The sequence below is a fragment of the Flavobacterium limnosediminis JC2902 genome, from assembly GCF_000498535.1.
In the GTDB taxonomy this organism is placed as follows: domain Bacteria; phylum Bacteroidota; class Bacteroidia; order Flavobacteriales; family Flavobacteriaceae; genus Flavobacterium; species Flavobacterium limnosediminis.
In genome coordinates this window covers 82,677-105,705 of record NZ_AVGG01000011.1, presented here as the reverse complement: position 1 = coordinate 105,705, position 23,029 = coordinate 82,677, and the positions used below count along the sequence as shown (strand labels likewise).

13 protein-coding genes are annotated in these 23,029 nt (G+C 39.6%); 8 read left to right on the top strand and 5 right to left on the bottom strand.

The window, feature by feature from the left end:
• Positions 1 to 159 precede the first annotated feature (159 nt).
• The 3 genes from FLJC2902T_RS09865 to FLJC2902T_RS09855 all read left to right on the top strand — a co-directional run bounded on the left by FLJC2902T_RS09865 (position 160) and on the right by FLJC2902T_RS09855 (position 11,304).
• Positions 160 to 7,455, top strand: a complete 7,296-nt coding sequence (locus FLJC2902T_RS09865) for an Ig-like domain-containing protein (RefSeq protein ID WP_023579642.1) — start codon at positions 160 to 162, stop codon at positions 7,453 to 7,455.
• 308 nt (positions 7,456 to 7,763) lie between these two features.
• Positions 7,764 to 10,373, top strand: coding sequence for a T9SS type A sorting domain-containing protein (locus FLJC2902T_RS09860; RefSeq protein WP_023579641.1), 2,610 nt, complete (start codon positions 7,764 to 7,766; stop codon positions 10,371 to 10,373).
• Between the two features lie 211 nt (positions 10,374 to 10,584).
• A complete protein-coding gene (locus FLJC2902T_RS09855; RefSeq protein WP_023579640.1) occupies positions 10,585 to 11,304 on the top strand; it encodes a hypothetical protein in 720 nt (239 codons plus the stop codon).
• Positions 11,305 to 11,813: 509 nt separating this feature from the next.
• Here the strand turns inward: FLJC2902T_RS09855 and FLJC2902T_RS09850 are convergent.
• The 4 genes from FLJC2902T_RS09850 to FLJC2902T_RS09835 form a co-directional block, all read right to left on the bottom strand.
• A complete protein-coding gene (locus tag FLJC2902T_RS09850) occupies positions 11,814 to 13,325 on the bottom strand; it encodes a T9SS type A sorting domain-containing protein (RefSeq protein WP_051364359.1) in 1,512 nt (503 codons plus the stop codon).
• Positions 13,326 to 13,795: 470 nt separating this feature from the next.
• Positions 13,796 to 15,826 (bottom strand): M3 family metallopeptidase, encoded by a 2,031-nt coding sequence (locus tag FLJC2902T_RS09845; RefSeq protein ID WP_023579638.1) that lies wholly within the window; start codon positions 15,824 to 15,826, stop codon positions 13,796 to 13,798.
• A 169-nt stretch (positions 15,827 to 15,995) separates the two neighbouring features.
• Positions 15,996 to 16,481 (bottom strand): 5-(carboxyamino)imidazole ribonucleotide mutase, encoded by a 486-nt coding sequence (gene purE / locus FLJC2902T_RS09840; RefSeq protein ID WP_035678226.1) that lies wholly within the window; start codon positions 16,479 to 16,481, stop codon positions 15,996 to 15,998.
• A gap of 101 nt (positions 16,482 to 16,582) precedes the next feature.
• On the bottom strand, positions 16,583 to 17,740 hold the full coding sequence (locus FLJC2902T_RS09835) for a 5-(carboxyamino)imidazole ribonucleotide synthase (RefSeq protein WP_035678264.1): 1,158 nt from the start codon (positions 17,738 to 17,740) through the stop codon (positions 16,583 to 16,585).
• Between the two features lie 313 nt (positions 17,741 to 18,053).
• Between FLJC2902T_RS09835 and FLJC2902T_RS09830 the strand changes: the two genes are divergently transcribed.
• Positions 18,054 to 18,563, top strand: a complete 510-nt coding sequence (locus FLJC2902T_RS09830; protein WP_023579635.1) for a lipocalin-like domain-containing protein — start codon at positions 18,054 to 18,056, stop codon at positions 18,561 to 18,563.
• 78 nt (positions 18,564 to 18,641) lie between these two features.
• Here the strand turns inward: FLJC2902T_RS09830 and FLJC2902T_RS09825 are convergent, their stop codons facing one another.
• On the bottom strand, positions 18,642 to 19,175 hold the full coding sequence (locus FLJC2902T_RS09825; RefSeq protein WP_023579634.1) for a hypothetical protein: 534 nt from the start codon (positions 19,173 to 19,175) through the stop codon (positions 18,642 to 18,644).
• Positions 19,176 to 19,348: 173 nt separating this feature from the next.
• On the opposite strand from FLJC2902T_RS09825, the gene FLJC2902T_RS09820 reads away from it, so the two are divergent.
• From FLJC2902T_RS09820 to obgE, 4 genes are all read left to right on the top strand, one after another.
• Entirely contained in the window at positions 19,349 to 19,879 is a 531-nt protein-coding gene (locus FLJC2902T_RS09820; protein ID WP_023579633.1) for a phosphoribosyltransferase, read from the top strand.
• 73 nt (positions 19,880 to 19,952) lie between these two features.
• A complete protein-coding gene (locus FLJC2902T_RS09815; RefSeq protein WP_023579632.1) occupies positions 19,953 to 20,525 on the top strand; it encodes an adenylate kinase in 573 nt (190 codons plus the stop codon).
• A gap of 65 nt (positions 20,526 to 20,590) precedes the next feature.
• Positions 20,591 to 21,820 carry a hemolysin family protein gene (locus FLJC2902T_RS09810; protein WP_035678223.1) on the top strand — a complete coding sequence of 410 codons (1,230 nt, stop codon included), beginning with the start codon at positions 20,591 to 20,593 and terminating at the stop codon, positions 21,818 to 21,820.
• A 76-nt stretch (positions 21,821 to 21,896) separates the two neighbouring features.
• A complete protein-coding gene (gene obgE / locus FLJC2902T_RS09805; RefSeq protein ID WP_023579630.1) occupies positions 21,897 to 22,907 on the top strand; it encodes a GTPase ObgE in 1,011 nt (336 codons plus the stop codon).
• Positions 22,908 to 23,029 lie beyond the last annotated feature (122 nt).

Genomic DNA, 23,029 nt, shown 5'->3' with positions numbered 1-23,029 from the left:
TTTTTGGTTTCATTGTTTTTTTTTATATGTTAAAAAATAATGGGTTTTTTAAAATAATGTTATTACAGGGACGTAATGATTGTTTTGAGGGAAATAAAATTTTTTACAACGTTAATTCTGTGTAGATTCGTGTCCAACTATTAACAAAAATTTTATTTTATGAAGAAAAAATACATTAAGGGGCCGGATGAACAATCGTCGGGGCTACTGATGAGGATGCAAAAGCTGCTCGTGCTGCTTTTGTTCGTTTTTTTTGGAGTTTCAAATGTCCAGGGACAGGTTACGGTTTCTGGTGCAGTAACCGGGAACGGAACCTATACTACTTTGGGTGCCGCGTTCACGGCTATTGGAACTTCACAAACCGGAGCTACTATCACTATTGCTATTACCGGTGACACGTCTGAAGGTGCCATTGCTTCACTTGGAGCAGGCGACTGGACGTCACTAACAATCACTCCGAGCGGTGGGTCGTGGACTATTTCAGGTAACTTGGCTACGGAGTTAATTCAATTCAACGGAGCGGATAACGTTACCATCAACGGTTTGAATACCGGAGGAAACGGATTAACCATTTCCAACACCAATGCGACTGCAACTGCTGGTACGATTAAATTTCAGGCCGATGCAAGCAACAACACTATCACGAACTGTTCTGTGTTGGGTTCAACAACTGTTCTTGTAAATCCCCCTTCTACTGTAGGAGGTGTGATTTTCTTTGGGACAGGTACTACAACCGGAAATGACAACAACACGATTTCGAATTGTAAAGTAACTGCTGCGGGGATAAATCTGCCTTCTAAATTAATTGGTAGTATCGGTTCGACCACAAATGCGACAATTGCAAACAGCGGGAACACAATCACCAATTGTGAATTGTATGATTTTTTTACTCCTGTCGGATGTTCCGCTGCCGTTTATGCGGCGGACGGTAATACCGATTGGACTATAACAAACAACAAGATATATCAAACGGCACCTCGTTTGTTTACGGGTACTACAGGTTACTTGATTATGTATGGTTTTGCTTTTAATAGTCCTGCAGTTGGTGAAAATACACATATTACCGGAAACACTTTTGGGTATGCCAACAGTACAGGAACCGGAACTCTGGTGCTGGATGGACCAACTGTTGTAGGAGAATTTCAGGGTATTTACTTGAACAGCAAACCTGCAACTGCCACTACATGTAATATAAACAATAATACATTTGCAAATATTTCAATGGCGTCCAGTTCAGGAAGGTTTTATGCTATTTATAATGGCGCAGGGGTGACTTCCAATACAATTAATATAAATGGTAACATTGTTAGAAATATTGCGACAACGACAACTAACAAAGAAGTTAACCCTATCTATGCGGGAGCAGCAACTACTTTAAATTGTAATAATAATACAATTGATAATATTTCCAGAACAGGAGGAGGGACTGGAATTTTAATGGGGATTAATTATGGTGCGGCAACGAATATAACGGTTAATGGTAATACAATTACCAATTTGAGTTCAACAAATACTACAAGTACAGGTATTATAGCCGGGATTTATTCATCGGTTGGTTCTATGACGGAGACAGTTAACGGTAATACAATTACAGGTTTAACTTCTACATCAACAGCTAATCAGCCAATATATGGTATCAATACCGGAACGGGAGTGGCAAGCAAAACCATTCAGAATAATACTTTGAGTAATATTGCTGTTCCGCCTTTGGCAACTGGTACTATTTGGGGAATCAGAATGGCTAATGCTGGTGCTCTTAATACTGTTTCAGGAAATACGATCAGTTCATTTTCCGGACCGAATTCTGCGACCGGGACGAATGGTATTACTATGGCAACAGGTACAACTACCAATGTTTACAACAATAAGGTGTATGGGTTAAATGGGGCCGAAGCAGCAGCAGCTGTATACGGTTTTACTATTTCAACTAGTGGAACTTATAATGTTTACAATAACATAATTGGTGATTTAACAGCACCAATTGCGACAAACGGTGGGGCTGAGCCTCATTTGGTAGTGGGTATTAATGCATCGGGAGCAACTTTGAATGCTTACAATAATACCATTGTACTAAACGGTTCAAATACTGGAGCTAGTTTCGGATCGAGTGCAATATATTCTGCTAATTCGGTAACATTGCGAAATAATATTTTAGTAAATAATTTACCGGCTAGCGGTTTAGGAGTATCTGTGGCATTGAGACTTCCTGGTGGAGTGTCAACTTATGGAGCGACATCTGACAATAATTTGTTCAGAGGTACTGCTATTCATGCAAAAAACAGTTCAACCGACATAGATGCAACATTAGCTGCATTTAAAGCCAGAGTTGCTGGTCGTGATGTTTTGTCGGTGACTGAAAATCCTACTTTTGCAAGTACATTAGGTTCCAATGCGAATTATTTGCATATTGACACTACAGCGCCTACGCAAATTGAAAGTGGCGGTGCTCCGATTGCTTCAGTGACTACTGATTTTGACGGAAATGCGAGAAATGCAAGTACTCCGGATATTGGAGCGGATGAGTTTACAGGAGTTGCGAATGATTTGGTAGGGCCTGCAATTGTTGCTCCAAACACGACATGCGCTCCACCGGGAAGCAGAACCATTTCGGCAACTTTTACAGATGCAACGGGTGTGCCTACTGCAGGTGCCGGTTTACCGGTGGCTTATTGGAGAATAAATTCAGGGGCATATACCGCTGCGGTGGGAACGTCTATGGGAAATGGTGTTTATGATTTTACCATAGGGGCCGGAAGTGTAGCAGAAGACGTTATTGCGTATTATTTTGTTGCACAGGACAATGCTGCAACTCCAAATGTATCGGTATATCCTTCAGTTGGAGCAATAGGACAAACAGCTAATCCTCCAACGGTTGCAACACCGCCAACATCACCTTATGCGATTGTTACGCCAATGAATGGTGTTTATACAGTAGGGACAGGTGGAAATTACACAACCTTAACTGCGGCAGTAGCAGCTTATAACACAAGATGTTTGGGTGGGCCGGTTACTTTTTCATTGCTTGATATAACGTATCCGACCGAAACGTTCCCGATTATCATTCAGCAGAATGCTAGTGCGAGCGTGGTTAATACGCTTACAATTAAACCTGCTTCAGGTGTTGCGGCAGCAATTTCAGGTAGTTTGGCTTCTGAGTTGATTCAATTCAATGGTGCGGACTATGTTATTATGGATGGATTGAATACAGGTGGAAGCTCACTGACAATTTCCAATGCAAGTACAGCCAATACTGCGAATACCTCTACCCTTAGGTTCGCGGCAGACGCCACGAACAATACGATAACCAATTGTACCGTATTAGGTTCGAGTACGACCAATACTGCAACTGCAGGGGGGGTAATTTATTTTGGCACTGGAACAACAACCGGTAATGACGGAAATACTATTTCATACTGTAATGTTGGTCCGGTGGGAACAAGTTTTCCTGTTAAACTAATTTATTCATCAGGTTTGACTACCAATGAAAGCACGTGTAATAGTGAGATAACAATCAGAGATTGTAATTTATATGACTTTTTTATAGCAAACAACACTAGTGCGGCGGTTTATGCCGGAACTGGAAATTCTGCCTGGACAATAACGAACAATAAAATTTACCAGACAGCAACCCGTACGTTTACTAGTGGTTATTTAATGTATGGTGTTTATTTTTCAAATGCTACGCATGGTAATAATTTGCGTATCTCTGGCAATACCATTGGCTATGCAGATAGTACAGGCGGTGGAACTTTGAACATTGCAGGGAACGTGGCAGCAGGTTTTTGTGGTATTTATTTTATTACGTCACCAACTGCGTCTAGTCCAACTAATGTTAGTAATAATACGATTTCTAATATAACTTTAACATCTACTTCATCTGGTGCTAATTACGGAATTTACAGTCTTACAACGGCGAATGCCAATACAATTAATATTGAAGGAAATACAATTCGTAATTTTTCTACTGTTGGGAATACAGGTAATTTTTATGGTATTTTGGCAGGAAGTTCAACAACGTTAAATTGTAATAACAACAGGATTGAGAATTTGTCCAGAACGGGTGCAGGGGTTTTCTATGGTATTAATTATACAGCATGTACAAATGCAACGTTTGATTCGAATGTTATTACAAATTTAAGTTCGATTGCGGCCACATCAACAAGTAACTTAGCGGGTATTTTTACCAGTGTTGCTTCTACAACTGAAACATTTACAAATAATACAATCAGTAATTTGTCGTCTTCTTCTACAGCCGCTACTTCGCTTAACGGAATTTATTGTACTGTGGCAAGTTTAGGGAACAGAACATATCAAAATAACATTATTAGGAATTTTACCGTGTCGCCAACAGGAACAGGTACAATGTATGGAATCAGAATGACATTGGGTGGTCCTTTAAATGAGATTTCCGGTAATACGATTCATTCGTTTACAGGAGGAAGTACGATCAATGGTGTTAATATCGGAGGGGGTACAACTAACAACGTGTTCCGAAACAAAATCTACGGATTAGGTACTTCTACAGCATCCACTGCGGTATATGGTATGGGTCTTTCAGGAGGAACTACTAATAATCTTTATAATAATATTATCGGAGATTTAACGGCAACTGCAGCGACTCTTGCGGGTACTCCTAACCAAGTGGTTGGTATTAATGGTAGCAATAGCATTACTACACTTAATTTGTATAATAATACGATTAAATTAGCCGCTTCAAGCACAGGTGCTAATTTTGGAAGTAGTGCGGTTAGTGTTGGGTCTACTGTGGCTTTAATAATGCGCAATAATATTTTAGTAAATACTTCTATACCTACCGGTACGGGATTATCTGTAGCATTGAGAAAACCTGGATTAAATACTTATGATAACTCCTCGAACAATAACCTGTTTTATGGTACGGCCATTTATACAGACGCTGCCGGACTTACAGATCTTACTCTGGATGATTTCAGAAACAGAGTTGTCAACCGCGATATTCTTTCGGTGAGTGAGAATCCTAATTTTGTAAGTTTGGTAGGCTCAGATACTGGTTATCTGCATATCAATGCTGCTATACCTACGCAGATAGAAGGTACTGGGGCAAGCATTGCTTTGGTTGCAAACGATTATGACGGAGATGCAAGAAATGCGACTACTCCGGATATCGGGGCGGATGAATTTGCGGGTATATATCTTCCGGTTGTGACAATTAACAGTATAGCTATTACTCCAATAGGAAATTTATGTGCAAATGCTGCCAGAACAGTTACGGCAAATGTCACTGCAGGGGCAAATGATATTACTTCAGTGGTTTTGAAATATTCGGTTAATGGTTTTGTACAAACGCCAATTGTTATGACAGGCGGTACTGTAACAGCCGGAACAACATCCACTTTTACGGTTACTATTCCGACAGTAGTTCCTGCTAACGGAAACGTTACCTGGAGCGTTACCGCTACTGATCCTGCTACTGTAAAAACGACACAAGGGACGGCTTATAAAGATGCGCCGTTGTTAGGTTTGACAGGTTCTGCAGCTGCTTCTTCAAGTGTTATCTGTCCTTTGGGAACATCGGTTTTATCTGCTGATATAGTTGCTCAAACACTATATACTAATTCTTTCGAAGCAGGAATAGCGGATTTTACAGGAGGTGCTGTTACCGGAGTTGCTGAATTGACTCAGGTGGCTTATTCTTCGGGTGCAGGGGCAGCTTCATTGCGTTTTAGAACGGTATCGAATAGTGCTGATGTAAATGCAAGTTCTGTTGCTAATATTGATTTAAGTGCATTGCCTCAGGCTTATTTGACATTCTCTCATATTGCGGCATTAGAAGGGCCATCAACAGCCAGTGATTTTGGTTATGTACAGTATTCATCGGATGGAGGGACTACATGGTCTACATTCCCTACATCGAGTTATACAGGTACAGCAACGCTATATAACTCTGCGGTATGTTTTTCAACAAAAAGTTATGCGAACTGGACTTCTGCGATTACTGCAATAGGATCAGTGCCAAACAATTCGTTGTGGCAGAATGAAACCCTTATGATTCCAACGGCGGCTTTAACACCGCAATTCAGAATTCGTTTCCGATACACAACAAACGCCAGTAATAATTATTATGGCTGGTTGATTGATGATGTGAAAATTGTTTCAGGAATACCAACAGCTATAACTGATTATTCATGGTCAGACGGAACTGCAGTAGTGGGAACAGGAAACAATCTTTCTGTATCGCCAACAGCAACTACAACCTATACAGCTACTTTAACTTCAGCAGGAGGATGTACAGTAACCACGGCTCCAATAACTGTAACAGTTGGTGGTACTCCTCAGCCAGTGGCTTCTTCACATACTTTTTGTAGTACTGCTACAGTTGCAAATTTAACGGCAACAGGTACGGGAGTGCAATGGTATGCCGGATCAGCAGGTGGATTGGCCTTGTTGCTGACGGAAGTTTTGTCTACAAATACCTATTATGTTACTCAAACTGTTTCAGGATGTGAGAGTCCGAGATTAGCGGTTTCGGTAACTGTAGTTACCGCGGCCGAGCCAACGGCTTCAGCGCAAACATTTTGTAACAGTGCTACAGTTGCGAATTTAACGGCAGCAGGTACGGGAGTGCAATGGTATGCCGGATCAACAGGCGGCTCGGCAATGTTGTCGACAGATGCTTTGTCTACGAATACTTATTATGTAACTCAAACGGTTTCAGGATGTGAGAGTCCGAGATTACCGGTTTCGGTAACTGTGAATGCTACGGCTCAGCCAACGGCTTCAGCGCAAACATTCTGTAACGGTGCTACAGTTGCGAATTTAACGGCAGCAGGTACGGGAGTGCAATGGTATGCCGGATCAACAGGCGGCTCGGCAATGTTATCAACAGATGCATTATCTACAAATACGTATTATGTTACGCAGACAATTTCAGGATGTGAGAGTCCGAGATTAGCGGTTCCTGTTACTGTAAATGTGGTAGGTGCACCAACAGGTTCTTCAACTCAGGTTATTCCAGTGGCAACTGTTTCAGATGCTACTATTGAAGATTTAACAGCTGCGGGAACTGGTACGATTGTTTGGTATCCGACAGCGGCTGATGCCTTAGCAGGAACCAATGCGATTCCTGCAGGGACACAATTGGTAAGCGGAGCTGTTTATTATGCAATGCAGACAGTTGGTGGATGTAGAAGTGCTTCTTATTTAGCGGTTACTGTTACCGTTACGTTGGGAGTGAATGATTTCTCTTTGTCAAATCTGAAAGTATATCCTAATCCGGTTAGTGATGTTTTACAAATTGAAAATGCTCAATCTATTGTCAATATTGAAATGTATAATATTGCAGGACAAAGGATGATGTCAAAATCGGTTAATGCTATGACAATGTCTATTCCAATGTCTGGATTTGCGGCAGGAACTTACTTTGTGAAAGTTGCTACCGATGAAGCTGTTAAAATAGTGAAAGTGATTAAAAAGTAATGTTTTTACGTTAATCAATGATTATTTTAAGAACCGTCTGATGATTCAGGCGGTTCTTTTTTTAATGAATATTTTTTAGGTGCAAGTTTGTGTAAATGCCTGCCTGTTAGTAGGGGGGAATTTTGTGATGTGGTGATTCGGGTTTTTTCTTGTTTGTTTTAATTGACCTGCTTTTTTGCTTTAATGAAAAATATAGTTTTTTTAAAACATTGTTATATAAGGGATGAAATATTGTTTTTTAGGGAAATAAAATTTTTTACAATGGTAATTCTCAGTAGTTTCGTCGCCGATATTAAAAAATGTTTCTTATGAAGAAAAAATACATTATGGAGTCGGCTAAATACGTCGAACTTCAGGTTAAATTGCAAAAGCTGGTAATTCTGCTTTTCTTTTTGTTTTTCAGTGTTTTAAATGTTCAGGGTCAGGTTACGGTTTCCGGTGCAGTAAACGGCAACGGAAGTTATACTACCTTGGGCGCGGCTTTTACTGCTATCGGGACTTCACAGGCCGGGGCAGATATTACTATTACTGTAACAGCTAATACAACAGAAACTGCTACGGCAATACTGGGTGCGGGAGACTGGAATTCTGTTATGATCAGTCCGAGTGGAGGTGAATGGACTGTTTCAGGATCTTTAGCTGCCGATTTGATCCGATTCAACGGTGCTGATAACGTTACTGTAAATGGTTTGAATTCAGGTGGCAACGGACTGACGATTTCAAATGCAAGCACTTCCAATATGTCAGGAACTTCCACCATTAAATTTCAGACAGATGCAACTAACAATACAATTACGAATTGTACCTTGTTGGGTTCGGCTACAGTGTCTTCGTCGACTCCCGGGGGTGTAGTTCTCTTTTCGACTGGAACAACAACCGGAAATGACAATAATACGATTTCAAACTGTAAAATTGGCCCGGCAGGAACTACTCCTCCTTCTAAATTAATTTTCTCAAGCGGATCGAATTCAAGTGTGCCTCTTTATAATAGTGGAATAACAATCACCGGATGTAGTTTGTATGATTATTTTTTACAGACGGGATGTGCAGCTGTTTATATAACTACAGGAAACACCGATTGGACCTTGACTAACAATAAAATTTACCAGACGGTAACCCGTAATTTTACTACTGCAGGAAGTATGTATGGTATTTATTTCGCAAATCCGACCAACAGCAACAATATGCAGATTACCGGAAATACTATAGGATATGCAAATGATTCGGGTTCTGGAACGTTTACTGTTACATCAACGGTTAATGCAGCTTTTACGGGAATTTATTTTTTCGCTTCAAGTACTGCCCCTGATGCATGTAATATAAATAACAATACGATTACCAATATATCATTTACCTCTACATCAGGAAGTTTATATGGTATTTACAACACAACAGCCGCAAGTACCAATTCTATTAATGTTAATGGTAATACGGTTAGGAATTTAACTGCAACAACAACGGGAGGTTTTGTTGGTATATATGCCGGAGCTGCAACATCATTGGATTGTAGTAATAATACCGTCAGAGATCTTACCCGAAATGGAGCCGGACCTTTTTACGGAATTAGTTATACAAGTCCTGCAAGTGTTACGTTTGATTCAAATTCCATCACTAATTTAAACTCTACAGCTGCTGATAACGCTGGAAATACTTTTGCCGGAATTTATTCTGCCACTACAGCTCAAACAGAATCGTTCTTTACTAATACGATTACAGGTTTGACTTCGGCTTCAACTACCAGTGGAATAAATATTTTCGGTATCAGCAACGGAACAGGGGCTACGGGGAACAAAATTTTCGTGGGTAACACCATTTATAACCTTTCTCTGCCTGCTTCAGGGACGGGTAAGATTTATGGTATTAAATTAAATGGGGGAGGAACTCAGAATAGTATCTTAAGAAATACAATTCACACACTTTCCGGAGGTAATATCATCAATGGAATAGCCGTAACTGCGGGAACGACCATTGACGCGTCTAAAAACAAAATATACGGGTTAAGTTCTTCTTCAGCAGCGGCTGTTGTTTACGGAATGAATTTAACAGGTGGAACGACTCATAATATTTTTAATAATATTGTAGGGAGTCTGAGCGCTTCTGCCGGAGACAATGCTTCTGGTACGCCTAATCAAGTAGTGGGTATAAATGCGGTTAATGGTGCTGCTACTGTTAATTTGTATCATAATACAATTAAAATAGACGCTTTAAGTACAGGTGCTAATTTTGGAAGCAGCGCAGTTAGTGTTGATACTAATCCGGCTTTAATAATGCGCAATAATATTTTAGTGAATACTTCGGCAGCTAATGGTACGGGATTGTCGGTTGTGTTGAGAAAACCAACATTAACCTCTTACGATGCATCGTCCAATAATAATTTGTTTTACGGGACTACCGTTTATACAGATGGAACGAATACAGATATCACATTGAACGATTTTAGGACAAGATTGGTTAATCGTGACGCACTTTCGGTTAATGAGAACCCTGATTTTATAAGTACGACAGGTTCTGATGCGACTTATTTGCATATTGATACCGCTGTGCCAACACTAATTGAAAGCGGAGGAGTGTTCATTACTTCGGTTAACGAAGATTTTGACGGGAATACCAGAAATGCAAGTGTGCCGGATATCGGGGCTGACGAATTTGCTGGTATCCCTATTACAATGGGGGGTAATGATTTTGCTTTGGCGAATCTGAAAGTATATCCTAATCCGGTTAGTGATGTTTTACAAATTGAAAACCCACAATCTATTACCAATATTGAGGTGTTTAATATTGCAGGACAAAAAATGATGTCAAAAACGGCTAATGCAATGACAGTGACAATCCCTATGTCGGGATTTGCGGCAGGAGCTTACTTTGTGAAAGTTTCTGCGGACAATGCTATTAAAACAATAAAAGTTATCAAAAAGTAGTAGTTTTTAGGTTAAGTTTGAAAGAGGCTGTCTGAAAAGACAGCCTTTTTCTATTAGGTCTGGAGAAGTTTCTCAATCCGAACCATATCTTCATGTTTCTGAATCACTTACCTAAAAATGTCAGCTATAGATTACAAATTTTATAATTCATAATCGTTATCTTACGAATAAATTATTAGTTTTAGGGCCTAATCTAAAAATACTATAACTTATGGCTTCAACCTCAGAAGTAGGACATGTAAAAAACGTAGCAAATTACAACGCACTCTGTCAGCTTATCGAAGAAATGGGTGCACTCTACAATCCATCAAACCCAAGTATCCAATTGCTCAATCTCCAACCTATAAGAGCAAGCCTTACCGCTGCAATTCAAAATCTGGACAGCACAAAACCCATCTATAAAAATGCCGTTTCCCGTCGCGAAACCGCCATTGCGTCCTTGGGAAAGACCACATCAAGCGTGATGAATTTCTTCAAATCCCTAAACGTGTCAGAGGCCGATAAAGAAAATGTGGAAAGCATCGCCAAAAAAATCCGAGGCGATAAAAAAGGCAAAACCATCAACCCGGAAATCACTGAAGGAGCCACAATTTCAACATCCCAAATGAGCTACGACAGCCGCATCGCCAACCTGAATATTCTGGTAAGCCTTGTCAGTTCACACCCCGAATACGCTCCAAACGAAAGCAGAATTCAAACCACAACCCTAAACCAATACCATCTGGACCTTTCCACGTTGAGTCAGGATGTTAACGTGGCAGGAAATTCACTGATTACGGCAAGAAATCAAAGAAATATTATTCTCTATAATGGTGATGTTAACGTAATCCAATTGGCTAAAGATATTAAGTCTTACCTTAAATCCCTTGGAGAATCGGCTGTACCCTACTACAAGGCAGCGGTAAGATTAAAATTCCGAGACAACAATTAAAAAACTATTCCTAAGCCTGCAACAAGTATAAAATGATGCAGGCTTTTTTTGTAACCAATCAACTTTAAGGCATCGGCAATTGACTTTGATGCATCGGCAATTAACTTTTTCGTATCGTGAATTGACTTTAAAGCATTGTCAAATAACTTTGGTGTATTATAAATTAACTTTTTCGTATCGTGAATTGACTTTAAAGCATTGTCAAATAACTTTGGTGTATTATAAATTAACTTTTGCGCACCGTGAATTAACTTTAAAGCATTGTCAAAGAACTTTAGCGTTTTGTAAATTGACTTTAATGGATCGTCATTTAACTTTGGCGCATCCTATAGTCTTAGATTGTGTAAACTCATTTTGAAAAACCAATAGAAATAGGAGAGACGATTAAAGCGCCCTGACTGTTATGAAAGTAAAAAACCGAAGCCTAAACTCCGGTTTCTAAATTCTAAACTCTTATTCCTAAGCAGCTCTTTTGCTGATATGAACTGTAATGTGGAATTTAGTTTTAGTTAATTCTTCAAAATTTTAGATACAGAAATGTTTCCGGCATTATTTTCAATTTTAATAAAATACATTCCGGCAGGAAGTGCACTAAGATCAATTTTTTCCACGTTAGTGGCCTGAATTATTTTTTGACTGTTTATAGTAAAGATTGCAATTGTTTGAAGTTCTTCGGAAAAATGTAGAAAATCATTTACAGGGTTGGGATGTAAACGGATGTTTGAACTGTCAAAACTTGCAGCACTCAGATTTTCAGGCCCTAATTTCACAACCCAAATATCACTACCCCCATTAATAGAGGCGACATCACCATCATTAGAATAGGTCTCACCTGCAAAAATATAACCGCCATCAGTGGTGACCTGAATGGAACTTGCATAATCTGCGGCGCTGCCACCAAAGCATTTCTGCCAACGAATAGTGCCATTTGAATCGAGCTTGACCACCCATGCATCAAAATCTCCGTGATTTCCGGACACATTTCCATCATTCGAATTGGTATGTCCCGCAACGATATAACCCCCATCTGAAGCGGTCTGAATAGAACTTGCTCTTTCGTTACCAGTACCTCCCAAACATTTTTGCCACAGGATAGTACCATTTGAATCCAACTTGACCACCCAGACATCAGAACCACCATGATTTCCCGATACATTTCCATTGTTTGATGTGGTGTAACCTGCGACAATATAACCACCATCCGAAGTAACCTGAACAGAAGTTGCAATTTCGTTACCAGCGCCACCCAAGCGTTTTTGCCAAATTACGGTACCTTCATTATTTATTTTAACAACATAAAAATCTATCAGCCCGTGATTATCCGAAAAAGACTTTGTTCCCCCGGCAAATATGTAATTGCCATCAGGAGTATTTTGAATTGAGGAAGCAAACTCTTCATTGCTACTGCCAATGTAATTCTCCCACTGAACGGCACCAGTACTGTTCAGTTTCATTATTGCGCAATCTGGAATGTAGGGAAAGTTAAAAAAATCGCTATCCTTACTTCCTGCCACGATGTAGCCTCCATCGGGAGTGTTTTGTATGGATCCTTTCGGCCAAGTATCCCAAAAATCTACATTCATAACACCAAATGAGTTAAAATCCGTATAAAGAGCATTCCACTCTATGTCACCCGAATCGCTGATTTTCATCACATGCGGATCAAGTATAAAATCAAATGCATTATAATCAGTTACTGATAACATGATAAATCCTCCGCTGGGAACTGCTTGAATTGAAACCGAATAGTCCATACCTGGCAATTCAAGACAAGTATGCCATTTCAAATTACCCAAACCATCGATTTTAAGGGCTGCTCCATTGAAAGATCCGCTCCCCTGACCACAATAGTCAAAAGACCAACCTCCGGCTATGATATAACCTCCATCCTGGGTTAGCTGTACAGATGAAGCATGGTCTATCGAACTTCCGCCAAAAGTTTTCTGCCATTGAACAGGCGGCACTTGTGCGATTGCTGCTAAACAAAATAAGTAAAACACAGCTGGTATTATTTTTTTCATGATTTTGAATTTTAAATTCCAAAGTATATGTGTTTTATTAACATATAATAGCTTGGGAGCTATGATGTTCAAAAAATTTAAAGCAGATAAGGGGAGGTTAATGAGTAAGGAGGGAGGTTCTCATATTAAATGATTTTTTGTCTCTTCTTGTTTTTAAGTAACTGGATTATAAAAGGTTAGAGTACTATAAAGTTAAGGATTGTTTGATGGTCTATCAAGTTTTTTAGTAATCTTTACTATTGTACAATTGTAAATACGTAAAATCCCGAAATAGATTAACAAAAAAGTAAGCAACAGTTGTCAGACTATGGAACAAGAAAAAATCAAAGGAGGGGAGGTGAAACGGAACATCTTAAAAAAAATGGTAATAATCCTTTTTTTGTTCATCAATGTTTGTTTGGACATTCGGTATTTAAGTGCAAAAAAAAACCGAAGCACAAACTCCGGTTTCAAATTCTATTTTCTGCTCTCTAAATCAACCCTGCACGTTTCAGCAACGCTTCCGGTTTCGGTTCCTGTCCCCTGAATTTTTTATACAAAGTCATCGGATGATCGGTGCCACCTTGCGAGAGTACGTTGTCTTTGAATTTATCGGCAACTTCCTTATTGAAGATTCCTTTTTCCTGAAAATAAGCAAAAGCATCGGCATCCAAAACTTCAGCCCATTTGTAACTGTAATACCCAGATGAATACCCGCCCTGAAAAATATGCGAGAACGAAACACTCATGCAGTTTTCAGCCACATCCGGATACAAAGCCGTGTCTTCCATGGTAGCTTTTTCAAAGGTTTTTACATCTTTAATGTCGCTAGGATTTTTTCCGTGGAATGCCATGTCCAACAATCCGAAACTCAATTGACGAAGCGTTGCAATCCCTTCCAGAAAACTCGCGCTTTCCTTGATTTTATTTACAAATTCCTGAGGGATAACTTCACCGGTTTCATAATGATGTGCGAACAAAGCCAATGCTTCCGGTTCGTAGCACCAGTTTTCCATCACCTGACTCGGTAATTCCACAAAATCCCAATACACCGATGTTCCCGACAAACTCGGATAAGTCGTATTGGCCAACATGCCGTGTAAAGCATGTCCGAATTCATGGAAAAGCGTAGTTACCTCATTAAAAGTCAGTAACGAAGGTTTAGTCTCGGTAGGTTTTGTGAAGTTGCAAACGATGGAAACATGCGGTCTTTCGTTGATGCCTTCCTTGATATATTGAGGTTTGAACGATGTCATCCAGGCGCCGTTTCGTTTTCCTTTTCTCGGAAAGAAATCGGAGTAGAAGATAGCCACTAAATTTCCTTCGGCATCCGAAACCTCAAAAGTATGTACGTCTTCGTGGTATTTGTCGATATCGAAAACTTCCGTAAATGTCAATCCGAAAAGTTTGTTGGCAATGTCGAAGGCTCCGTTCTGAACGTTTTCCAGTTTGAAATACGGTTTCAGTTTTTCGTCGTCCAGATTAAATAATTCTTGTTTCAGTTTCTCCGAATAATACGAGCTGTCCCATTTTTCCAAGTGATCAATGTTGTCCAGTTTTTTGGCGAAATTCGTCAGTTGCTGAAATTCCCTTTCGGCTGCGGGTTTTGCTTTGGTAAGCAAATCATTTAAAAAAGCGGTTACTTTCTCCGGATTTTGTGCCATACGTTCTTCCAATACGAAATTCGCATGGGTTGCATATCCTAACAAATTCGCACGTTCATGACGCAGGTTAGCGATTTTTAAAACATTTTGCTGATTGTCGAATTCATTATTCTGAAACGCTTTTTTTCCGTAAGCGATGGAAAGTTCTTTTCGCAGTTCACGATTTTCGGCATAGGTAACAAACGGAAGGTAACTCGGAATGTCCAATGTGAAAATCCAACCTTCTTTTTCATTGCTTTTTGCCAGGGAACGAGCAGCTTCAATAGTGCCTTCCGGTAAACCTTTTAAATCTTCTTCGTTGGTAACGTGTAATTCGTAAGCATTGGTTTCTGCCAAAACGTTTTCACCGAACGTCAGTTTTAATTTGGCAAGCTCAGTGTCGATTTCGCGCAGACGCGCTTTCTTTTCATCTGCCAAAAGCGCTCCGTTTCTCGAGAAGTTTTTGTATTTTTTATCCAAAAGCATGGCCTGTTCCGTAGTCAGGTTCAGGTTGTCCTTTTGATTGTAAACCGATTTTATTTTTTCAAATAACGCAGTGTTCAGGGTAATGTCGTTGCTCAATTCGGTCAGCATCGGGGAAACTTCCTGCGCGATTTTCTGCATCTCGTCGCTGGTTTCCGCCGAATTCAGATTGAAAAAAATGCTGGTAATCCGATCCAAAATCTGTCCCGAAAATTCCAAAGCTTCAATCGTGTTTTCAAAAGTTGGCTTTTCAGGATTACTTACAATACTGTCTATTTCAGTACGTGTAAGTTGAATGCCTTCAGTGATTGCCGGTACGTAATCTTCGGTTTTGATTTCAGAAAACGGTGCGGTATTGTGTTTGGTAAGGAATTTATTTGTTAATATCTGCGACATTTATTTGTAATTTATCGATAAAAAGTATATTTTTGACGAGTAAGAATTTGATTTCGAATTTATTAAACCTTTTTTGTTCCAAAAAAAAGAAAAATAAACACTGGCTAATTTTAACCCATTAGTCTGTGGACCCCGAAAAAAGTCCCAACCACAGGGGCTTTTTTCACCTTTATTTGTTAAGGTTTTCCGAGGCGTTCAATACGGCCTGTTTTAATCCTTCTTTGTAAGCCATCATTTTGTCTAAGACACATTTGTCGGAACTTCCGATAATTTGAGCGGCCAGTATACCTGCGTTTTTTGCGCCGTTTAAGGCAACCGTAGCTACCGGAACTCCGCCCGGCATTTGTAAAATAGATAAAACGCTGTCCCAACCATCAATCGAATTGCTTGATTTTACCGGAACACCGATTACGGGAAGCGGACTCATGGAAGCAACCATCCCCGGAAGATGCGCTGCACCTCCTGCTCCTGCGATAATTACTGAAATCCCTCTTGTATGCGCATTTTTGCTGAAATCAAATAATTTTTCAGGTGTTCTGTGTGCCGAAACAATGTCGACTTCAGTTTCAATATCAAATCCTTTTAGTATATCGATGGCTTCCTGCATTACCGGCATATCGGAAATGCTGCCCATTATAATAGCTACTTTGCTCATTGTTGTATGTTTGGTTATTCGTTTATTTGGTTATTTGGTTTCTGCAACCTGCTTTCTGTTACCTGAATTCTGCAATCTGCAATCTGCCGTCTGTATATTGATCACTGAACACTGATCACTCTGATACTGTTCTTCACTTCTTCGGCAATTCTTCTGGCTTCGGTCATGTTCTCGTTTACGATGGTTACGTGTCCCATTTTTCTGAACGGACGGGTTTCACGTTTTCCGTAAATGTGTGGTGTCACGCCGTCGATTGCCATAATTTTTTCAATGTTTTCATAAACTACAGGTCCTGAAAAACCTTCGGCGCCTACTAAATTTACCATGATTCCGGCCACTTTACTGTCGGTGTTTCCTAAAGGCAAATTTAAAATAGAACGGATATGTTGCTCGAATTGCGAAGTATAACTGCCTTCAATGCTGTAATGTCCTGAATTGTGCGGGCGTGGAGCTACTTCATTTACCAGAATCTCATCGTCTTTGGTTTGGAACATTTCAACTGCCAATAAACCGACATGGTTAAATTTTTCAGAAACCTGTAATGCCACGTTTCGGGCTTTATCGGCTACTTTTTCATCAATTCGCGCCGGACAGATTACGTATTCCACCTGATTTGCTTCGGGATGAAATTCCATTTCCACCACCGGGTAGGTTTTGATTTCACCGGAAACACTTCGGGAAACGATTACTGCCAATTCGTTTTTAAACGGTACCATTTGCTCTGCGATGCATTCCACTTCCGGTAAATCGGTTAAATCCTGAGCTGAACGAACAATTTTCACTCCGTTTCCGTCATAACCAAACTGCGCGCATTTCCATACAAACGGGAATGTTACTTCTTCTTTTTCCAGTGCGTTTTTCAATTCGGTAAGGTCAGCAAAACGAATGTGGAATGATGTCGGAATATTATTTTCAGCATAAAAGTCCTTTTGACGTCCTTTGTTCTGAATCATCCGCAGGGTTTTGGGTGAAGGATACACTTTCATGCCTTCTTTTTCCAAAGTATCCAAAGCATCAAGATTTACGTTTTCAATTTCGATAGTTAATACATCCACCATTTTACCGAAATTGTAAACGGTGTCATAATCCATCAGGCTTCCGCGGAAAAACTTAGTCGCACCAAATTGGCACGGCGCTTCGTCGCTTGGGTCTAAAACGTAGGTTTGAATGTCGAATTTTCGGGTTTCGGCAAGAAGCATTTTTCCTAATTGTCCGCCACCGAGGATACCTATTTTAAAATCGGAAGAGAAATAATTCATTGTGTTGTTGTTTACTGCGTCTGTTCGGCTTAATGCCATGAGTGTGCAAAGATAGGTAACAATTTGAGTAAATGAAAATTTGCATATTTTTTGGCGCGACTTTGATATTGTTTGGGTAGAGCGTGATTAGTGACTACTGTTCGTGAAACTTATGTTGTTTATGAATGAGTATAATAACAAAATGTTGTGATTTGATGTTCGTTTTTTAAAATTGTTGAATTTTCATACAATCAGACGTTTTTTTGGAATACGATTTTTTTGTCTGACGATTATTTTTAGTTTTGTGTTTTAACATTTAAAACTATAAAAATTTATGAAAAACAAGATTTTATTATTGGTTTCTGCGTTAGGATTGTTGGTTTCGTGTAATAATGATGATAATAACAATAGTGATTCTTCTTCTAGCCCTGTAGGGACATACAGAATGACGGCCTTTACTATTTCCGAAGCTCAGGATTTGAATGGGGACGGTACGGCATCGGTTAATCAGATGAGTGAGATGGATTGTATGAACGAATCATTCATGACGCTCAATGCAGATCATACTTTTACCTATGATGACAAAGGAATCGATATCAGTTTTGATGGAGAGAATGAAACTATCGCATGTTATGATGATGGGGATGTTACCGGTTCGTGGAGTGTTACAGGAAATGTATTAACACTGACGTACACTTTTGAAGGCGAAGAAGTTGTGGATATGTATACTGTTTCGGGTTCAACAATCACGATGACTGTTCCTGATGGTGAAGCTGTAGGGATGGTTGAAGGTAATCCGGTGTATGTTGCTGCTGATATTCAGGCGGTTTATACAAAACAATAAGTTTGAATACAAAATAATAAAGAGAAGCCGTTCTGTAAAGAGCGGTTTTTTTATTGTAATGATTGGTGTAGTAAAAATCTATTTTATCTTTCCCAATACTTCCCTTGCCGCCACTTTATATCCTGATGATTGATTCTGATAATCCCGGCCGAGAATCTCTTTCAATTCGTTATTAATCCAGGGTTCTTTTTTGCCGAAATGGACAAGAGTCCGCATTGCATACACCTTGCAGGCCACGCGTTCTTCCCGGATAAGCCAGTCCAGACAGATTTCGATGAGTTTTTCCTGCTGATATTCCGTTAAGACGATTTTTTCCGAGGTTCCTAAAAAGTAGGCTGTTCGTGACATTCCCCTGATAGCCGATTCGTTTTTGTACTTCGAAATGGTTTCGCAAATAATGCCTATGTGAGGAGCAAGCATTTCGGTTTTTAATTCGGCAATCATTTCAATTATCCAAACCGCTTTGTGATGGTTTTTGTTGTTCAGGTCAGTCCCAAATGCAATCAGGTCTTTCAGAGCGTCGGGATGGTTAAAAATAAAATCCCGAAGACCGTTACGGCAATTGGTGCTGGCGTTGCTTTTTTCTAATTGGTTGAATAAAATCTCCTTCATTTTGTAAAGAATACTAACTGTCGTGCTAAAGTAAGTAAAATTAATCTGAATGGGAATTGTGCAGTGCTTTGTTAATTCGTAATATATAACCTATTAATTTATAATTCATAACTTATAATTCACAACTCATACCTAAAAATAATTATCTTTGCCAATTATTCTGTATTATAAAAATGGAAATTCAACTTCACGATAAGCGATTCGTTCCCTTTATTTCTGCTGAAGAGCTGGATTGGGCAATCGGAAGAATGGCATCGCAGGTGGCAACCGACTTAGGAGATGAAATCCCTGTATTTATAGGTGTTTTAAACGGTTCGTTTATGGTGGTTTCAGATTTTATGAAGCACTATAAAAGACCATGCGAAGTCAGTTTTGTTAAAATGGCCTCTTATGAAGGAACAGAAACTACCCATGAAGTGAAACAACTTATCGGGCTGAATCAGGATTTGTCGGGCAGAACGGTGGTGGTTATCGAAGATATTGTCGATACCGGAAATACCGTAGAGGAATTACATGCTTTATTTTCAGGTAAGAATCTTAAACAATTAAAGTTCGCTACTTTGTTTTTTAAGCCGGAAGCATATAAAAAAGACATCAAAATTGATTATATTGGTATTGAAATTGAAAATAAATTCATCGTTGGTTTCGGATTGGATTACGATGGTTTAGGACGAAATCTACCGCTGGTATATCAGTTGAAATAGTTGGCGGAAAGCAGAAAACAGAAACGAAGAGTATAAAATAAAACAACATAACTACAAACAACAATTTTTTAAAATGATTAACATTGTTTTGTTCGGGAAACCGGGCGCAGGAAAAGGAACACAAGCAGAGTTTTTAAAAGAAAAATACAATTTAACCCATCTTTCCACAGGAGATATTTTTCGTTTCAATATGAAAAATGATACCGCTTTAGGGAAAGAAGCAAAAGGGTATATCGATAACGGAGAGTTGGTTCCGGATAGTGTAACCATCAAAATGTTACAGGATGAAGTGGAAAAAAACATGGATTCCAAAGGGTTTCTTTTCGACGGTTTTCCAAGAACGATTCCGCAAGCCGACGCATTGGACGCGTTTTTAAAAACCAAAAACTGGGAAGTAACGGCCACCATTGCGCTTGAAGCGGATGATAACATTTTGGTCGAACGTATTTTAGAAAGAGGAAAAACATCCGGAAGGGTTGACGATCAGGATGCTGAGAAAATCCGCAACCGTTACGAGGAATATAATGAAAAAACTGCCCCTTTAATGGAATATTATAAAGGGCAAAATAAGTTTCATGCCGTTAACGGTATTGGGTCTATTGCAGAAATAACAGAGCGATTGAGCGCTGTAATAGACAAGTTGTAACGTAAAAAGCAAACATGGAAATACTCATAATTTTCTTTTTAATACTACTTAACGGTGTTTTTTCAATGTCGGAAATCGCCTTGATTTCGGCCCGTAAAAACCGCTTGGAGTCAGCAGCAAAAAAAGGGAATGCCAGTGCGAAAGCGGCTTTGGATTTAGCCAATTCGCCAAATAAATTTTTGTCCACCGTACAAATCGGAATTACCTTAATCGGAATTCTTACCGGTATTTACAGTGGTGAGAAAATTACCGATAATGTTAAGTTTTTTATAGAAGGTTTTGAGACGCTTCGACCTTATTCACAAAGTCTTTCGGTTGGGATTGTGGTTGTGGTTTTAACGTATTTCTCGTTGGTTCTTGGTGAATTGTTGCCAAAAAGAATCGGATTGAATTACCCAGAATCGATTGCGAAAGCGGTGGCGGTTCCCATGAAAGCGGTTTCCATTGCAACCATGCCTTTTATCTGGTTGTTAACTGTTTCCACGGATTTCGTGCTGAATGTTTTCAAAATTAAACCTACGGCCGACGGAAAAGTAACCGAAGAAGAAATTAAGGCTATCATTAAAGAAGGAACCGAAGGCGGTGAAGTTCAGGAGATTGAACAGGATATCGTGGAACGTGTGTTTCATATCGGTGACCGAAAAGTGAATTCCCTAATGACACACAGAAAGTCATTGATGTATCTTTCTCTTGACGAAACTATGCAGGAATTAAAAGAGAAAGTGTTGGAAGAATTACATTCGGTATATCCCGTTTGTGTTGAAAATCTGGATGATGTTGTAGGTGTGGTTTTGCTGAAAGACCTGTTCGCCAATTTCGAAAAAGGCGATTTCGATTTAAAAGCAATTACCAGAGAGCCTGTGTATTTCATTGAACATACGTCGGCATACAGAGCTTTAGAGCATTTTAAAAAAACCAAAGTGCATTATGCATTGGTAACCGATGAATACGGTATCTGTCAGGGTATTATCACCCTAAACGATATTCTGGAGGCTTTGGTTGGTGATGCTGCCGATTTCTACGAAGAAGAATTCCAGCTGATTGCCCGTGAAGACGGAACCTGGTTGGTGGACGGACATTATTCGCTACACGATTTCTTAACATATTTCGACATGGACGATCTGATCAACGATTATGACGTAACCACGGTAAGCGGATTGATAATGACCGAGTTGTCATATATTCCAAAGGTAGGCGAAGTGTTAATCTGGAACAAAATGGAATTGGAAGTTGTCGATATGGACGGTGTTAAAATTGACAAAGTTTTAGTCCGACAATTAAAAGATATAAATTAAAATAAATAGTTGAAGGTTGTCAATAGCAGGATAGTATTTCCTGACCACTGACCACTGACCACTGAAAACTGAAATAATGACAGAGGGGAATTTTGTAGATTACGTAAAAATATATGTTGCTTCCGGAAAAGGAGGTAAAGGTTCTACGCATTTACACAGAGAGAAATTTATTGAAAAAGGCGGGCCAGATGGAGGTGACGGAGGTCGAGGAGGACACGTATATCTTGTAGGTAATAAAGGATTATGGACATTATTCCACCTCAAATTCGCACGCCACGTAAAAGCCGGTCACGGCGGAGACGGTGGTAGCGCGCGCAGTACCGGTGCCGACGGTGAAGACAAATTCATCGAAGTGCCGTTGGGAACTGTAGTTCGCGATAAGGAAACGGATGAGGTTTTGTTTGAAATAACACAACACGGCGAAAAAAGAATTCTTGCAAAAGGAGGAAAAGGGGGATTAGGAAACTGGCATTTCAGAAGTTCCACCAATCAGACGCCACGATATTCCCAGCCGGGTATGCCATCGGAAGAGATTGATGTAACGCTGGAACTTAAAGTGTTGGCCGACGTAGGTTTGGTTGGATTCCCGAATGCGGGTAAATCTACCTTACTATCGGTGCTGACTTCCGCAAAACCAAAAATCGCCGATTATCCGTTCACCACTTTAAAACCGAATTTGGGAATTGTGGCGTACCGTGATTTTCAGTCATTTGTAATTGCCGATATTCCTGGAATTATTGAAGGTGCTGCTGAAGGAAAAGGATTAGGGCATTATTTCTTAAGACATATCGAAAGAAATTCAACGTTATTATTTTTGGTGCCTGCCGATGCGCCGGACATTAAAAAAGAATACGAGATTCTGTTGGATGAACTTCGTCGTTACAATCCGGAGATGTTGGATAAAGATCGATTGGTCGTTATTTCAAAATCAGACATGCTGGATGACGAATTGAAATCTGAAATGAAAAAACAACTGGACAAGGATTTTAAAGGAATTCCGTATATGTTCATTTCATCCGTAGCGCAACAAGGACTTACGGAACTGAAAGATAAGCTGTGGCAGATGCTCAATGTGGAAGCAGAATAAAAAACTAAAGGTGTTCGAAAGGACACCTTTTTTATTGGAATTGAATCTGATTTTATCTGACAGGGATTGGTTGGTTTACGCTTTGATAACAATTGAATATAAATTTGTTATATTTTTTTAAT

What these genes read in the sequence shown, in the direction of transcription:
- FLJC2902T_RS09825 (WP_023579634.1), bottom strand. Translation starts at nt 19,175, where the DNA reads ATGAAGGAGATTTTATTCAACCAATTAGAAAAAAGCAACGCCAGCACC.
- FLJC2902T_RS09865 (WP_023579642.1), top strand. Translation starts at nt 160, where the DNA reads ATGAAGAAAAAATACATTAAGGGGCCGGATGAACAATCGTCGGGGCTA.
- FLJC2902T_RS09850 (WP_051364359.1), bottom strand. Translation starts at nt 13,325, where the DNA reads ATGAAAAAAATAATACCAGCTGTGTTTTACTTATTTTGTTTAGCAGCA.
- FLJC2902T_RS09835 (WP_035678264.1), bottom strand. Translation starts at nt 17,740, where the DNA reads ATGAATTATTTCTCTTCCGATTTTAAAATAGGTATCCTCGGTGGCGGA.
- FLJC2902T_RS09830 (WP_023579635.1), top strand. Translation starts at nt 18,054, where the DNA reads ATGAAAAACAAGATTTTATTATTGGTTTCTGCGTTAGGATTGTTGGTT.
- FLJC2902T_RS09820 (WP_023579633.1), top strand. Translation starts at nt 19,349, where the DNA reads ATGGAAATTCAACTTCACGATAAGCGATTCGTTCCCTTTATTTCTGCT.
- purE (WP_035678226.1), bottom strand. Translation starts at nt 16,481, where the DNA reads ATGAGCAAAGTAGCTATTATAATGGGCAGCATTTCCGATATGCCGGTA.
- FLJC2902T_RS09810 (WP_035678223.1), top strand. Translation starts at nt 20,591, where the DNA reads ATGTCGGAAATCGCCTTGATTTCGGCCCGTAAAAACCGCTTGGAGTCA.
- FLJC2902T_RS09815 (WP_023579632.1), top strand. Translation starts at nt 19,953, where the DNA reads ATGATTAACATTGTTTTGTTCGGGAAACCGGGCGCAGGAAAAGGAACA.
- FLJC2902T_RS09860 (WP_023579641.1), top strand. Translation starts at nt 7,764, where the DNA reads ATGAAGAAAAAATACATTATGGAGTCGGCTAAATACGTCGAACTTCAG.
- FLJC2902T_RS09855 (WP_023579640.1), top strand. Translation starts at nt 10,585, where the DNA reads ATGGCTTCAACCTCAGAAGTAGGACATGTAAAAAACGTAGCAAATTAC.
- obgE (WP_023579630.1), top strand. Translation starts at nt 21,897, where the DNA reads ATGACAGAGGGGAATTTTGTAGATTACGTAAAAATATATGTTGCTTCC.
- FLJC2902T_RS09845 (WP_023579638.1), bottom strand. Translation starts at nt 15,826, where the DNA reads ATGTCGCAGATATTAACAAATAAATTCCTTACCAAACACAATACCGCA.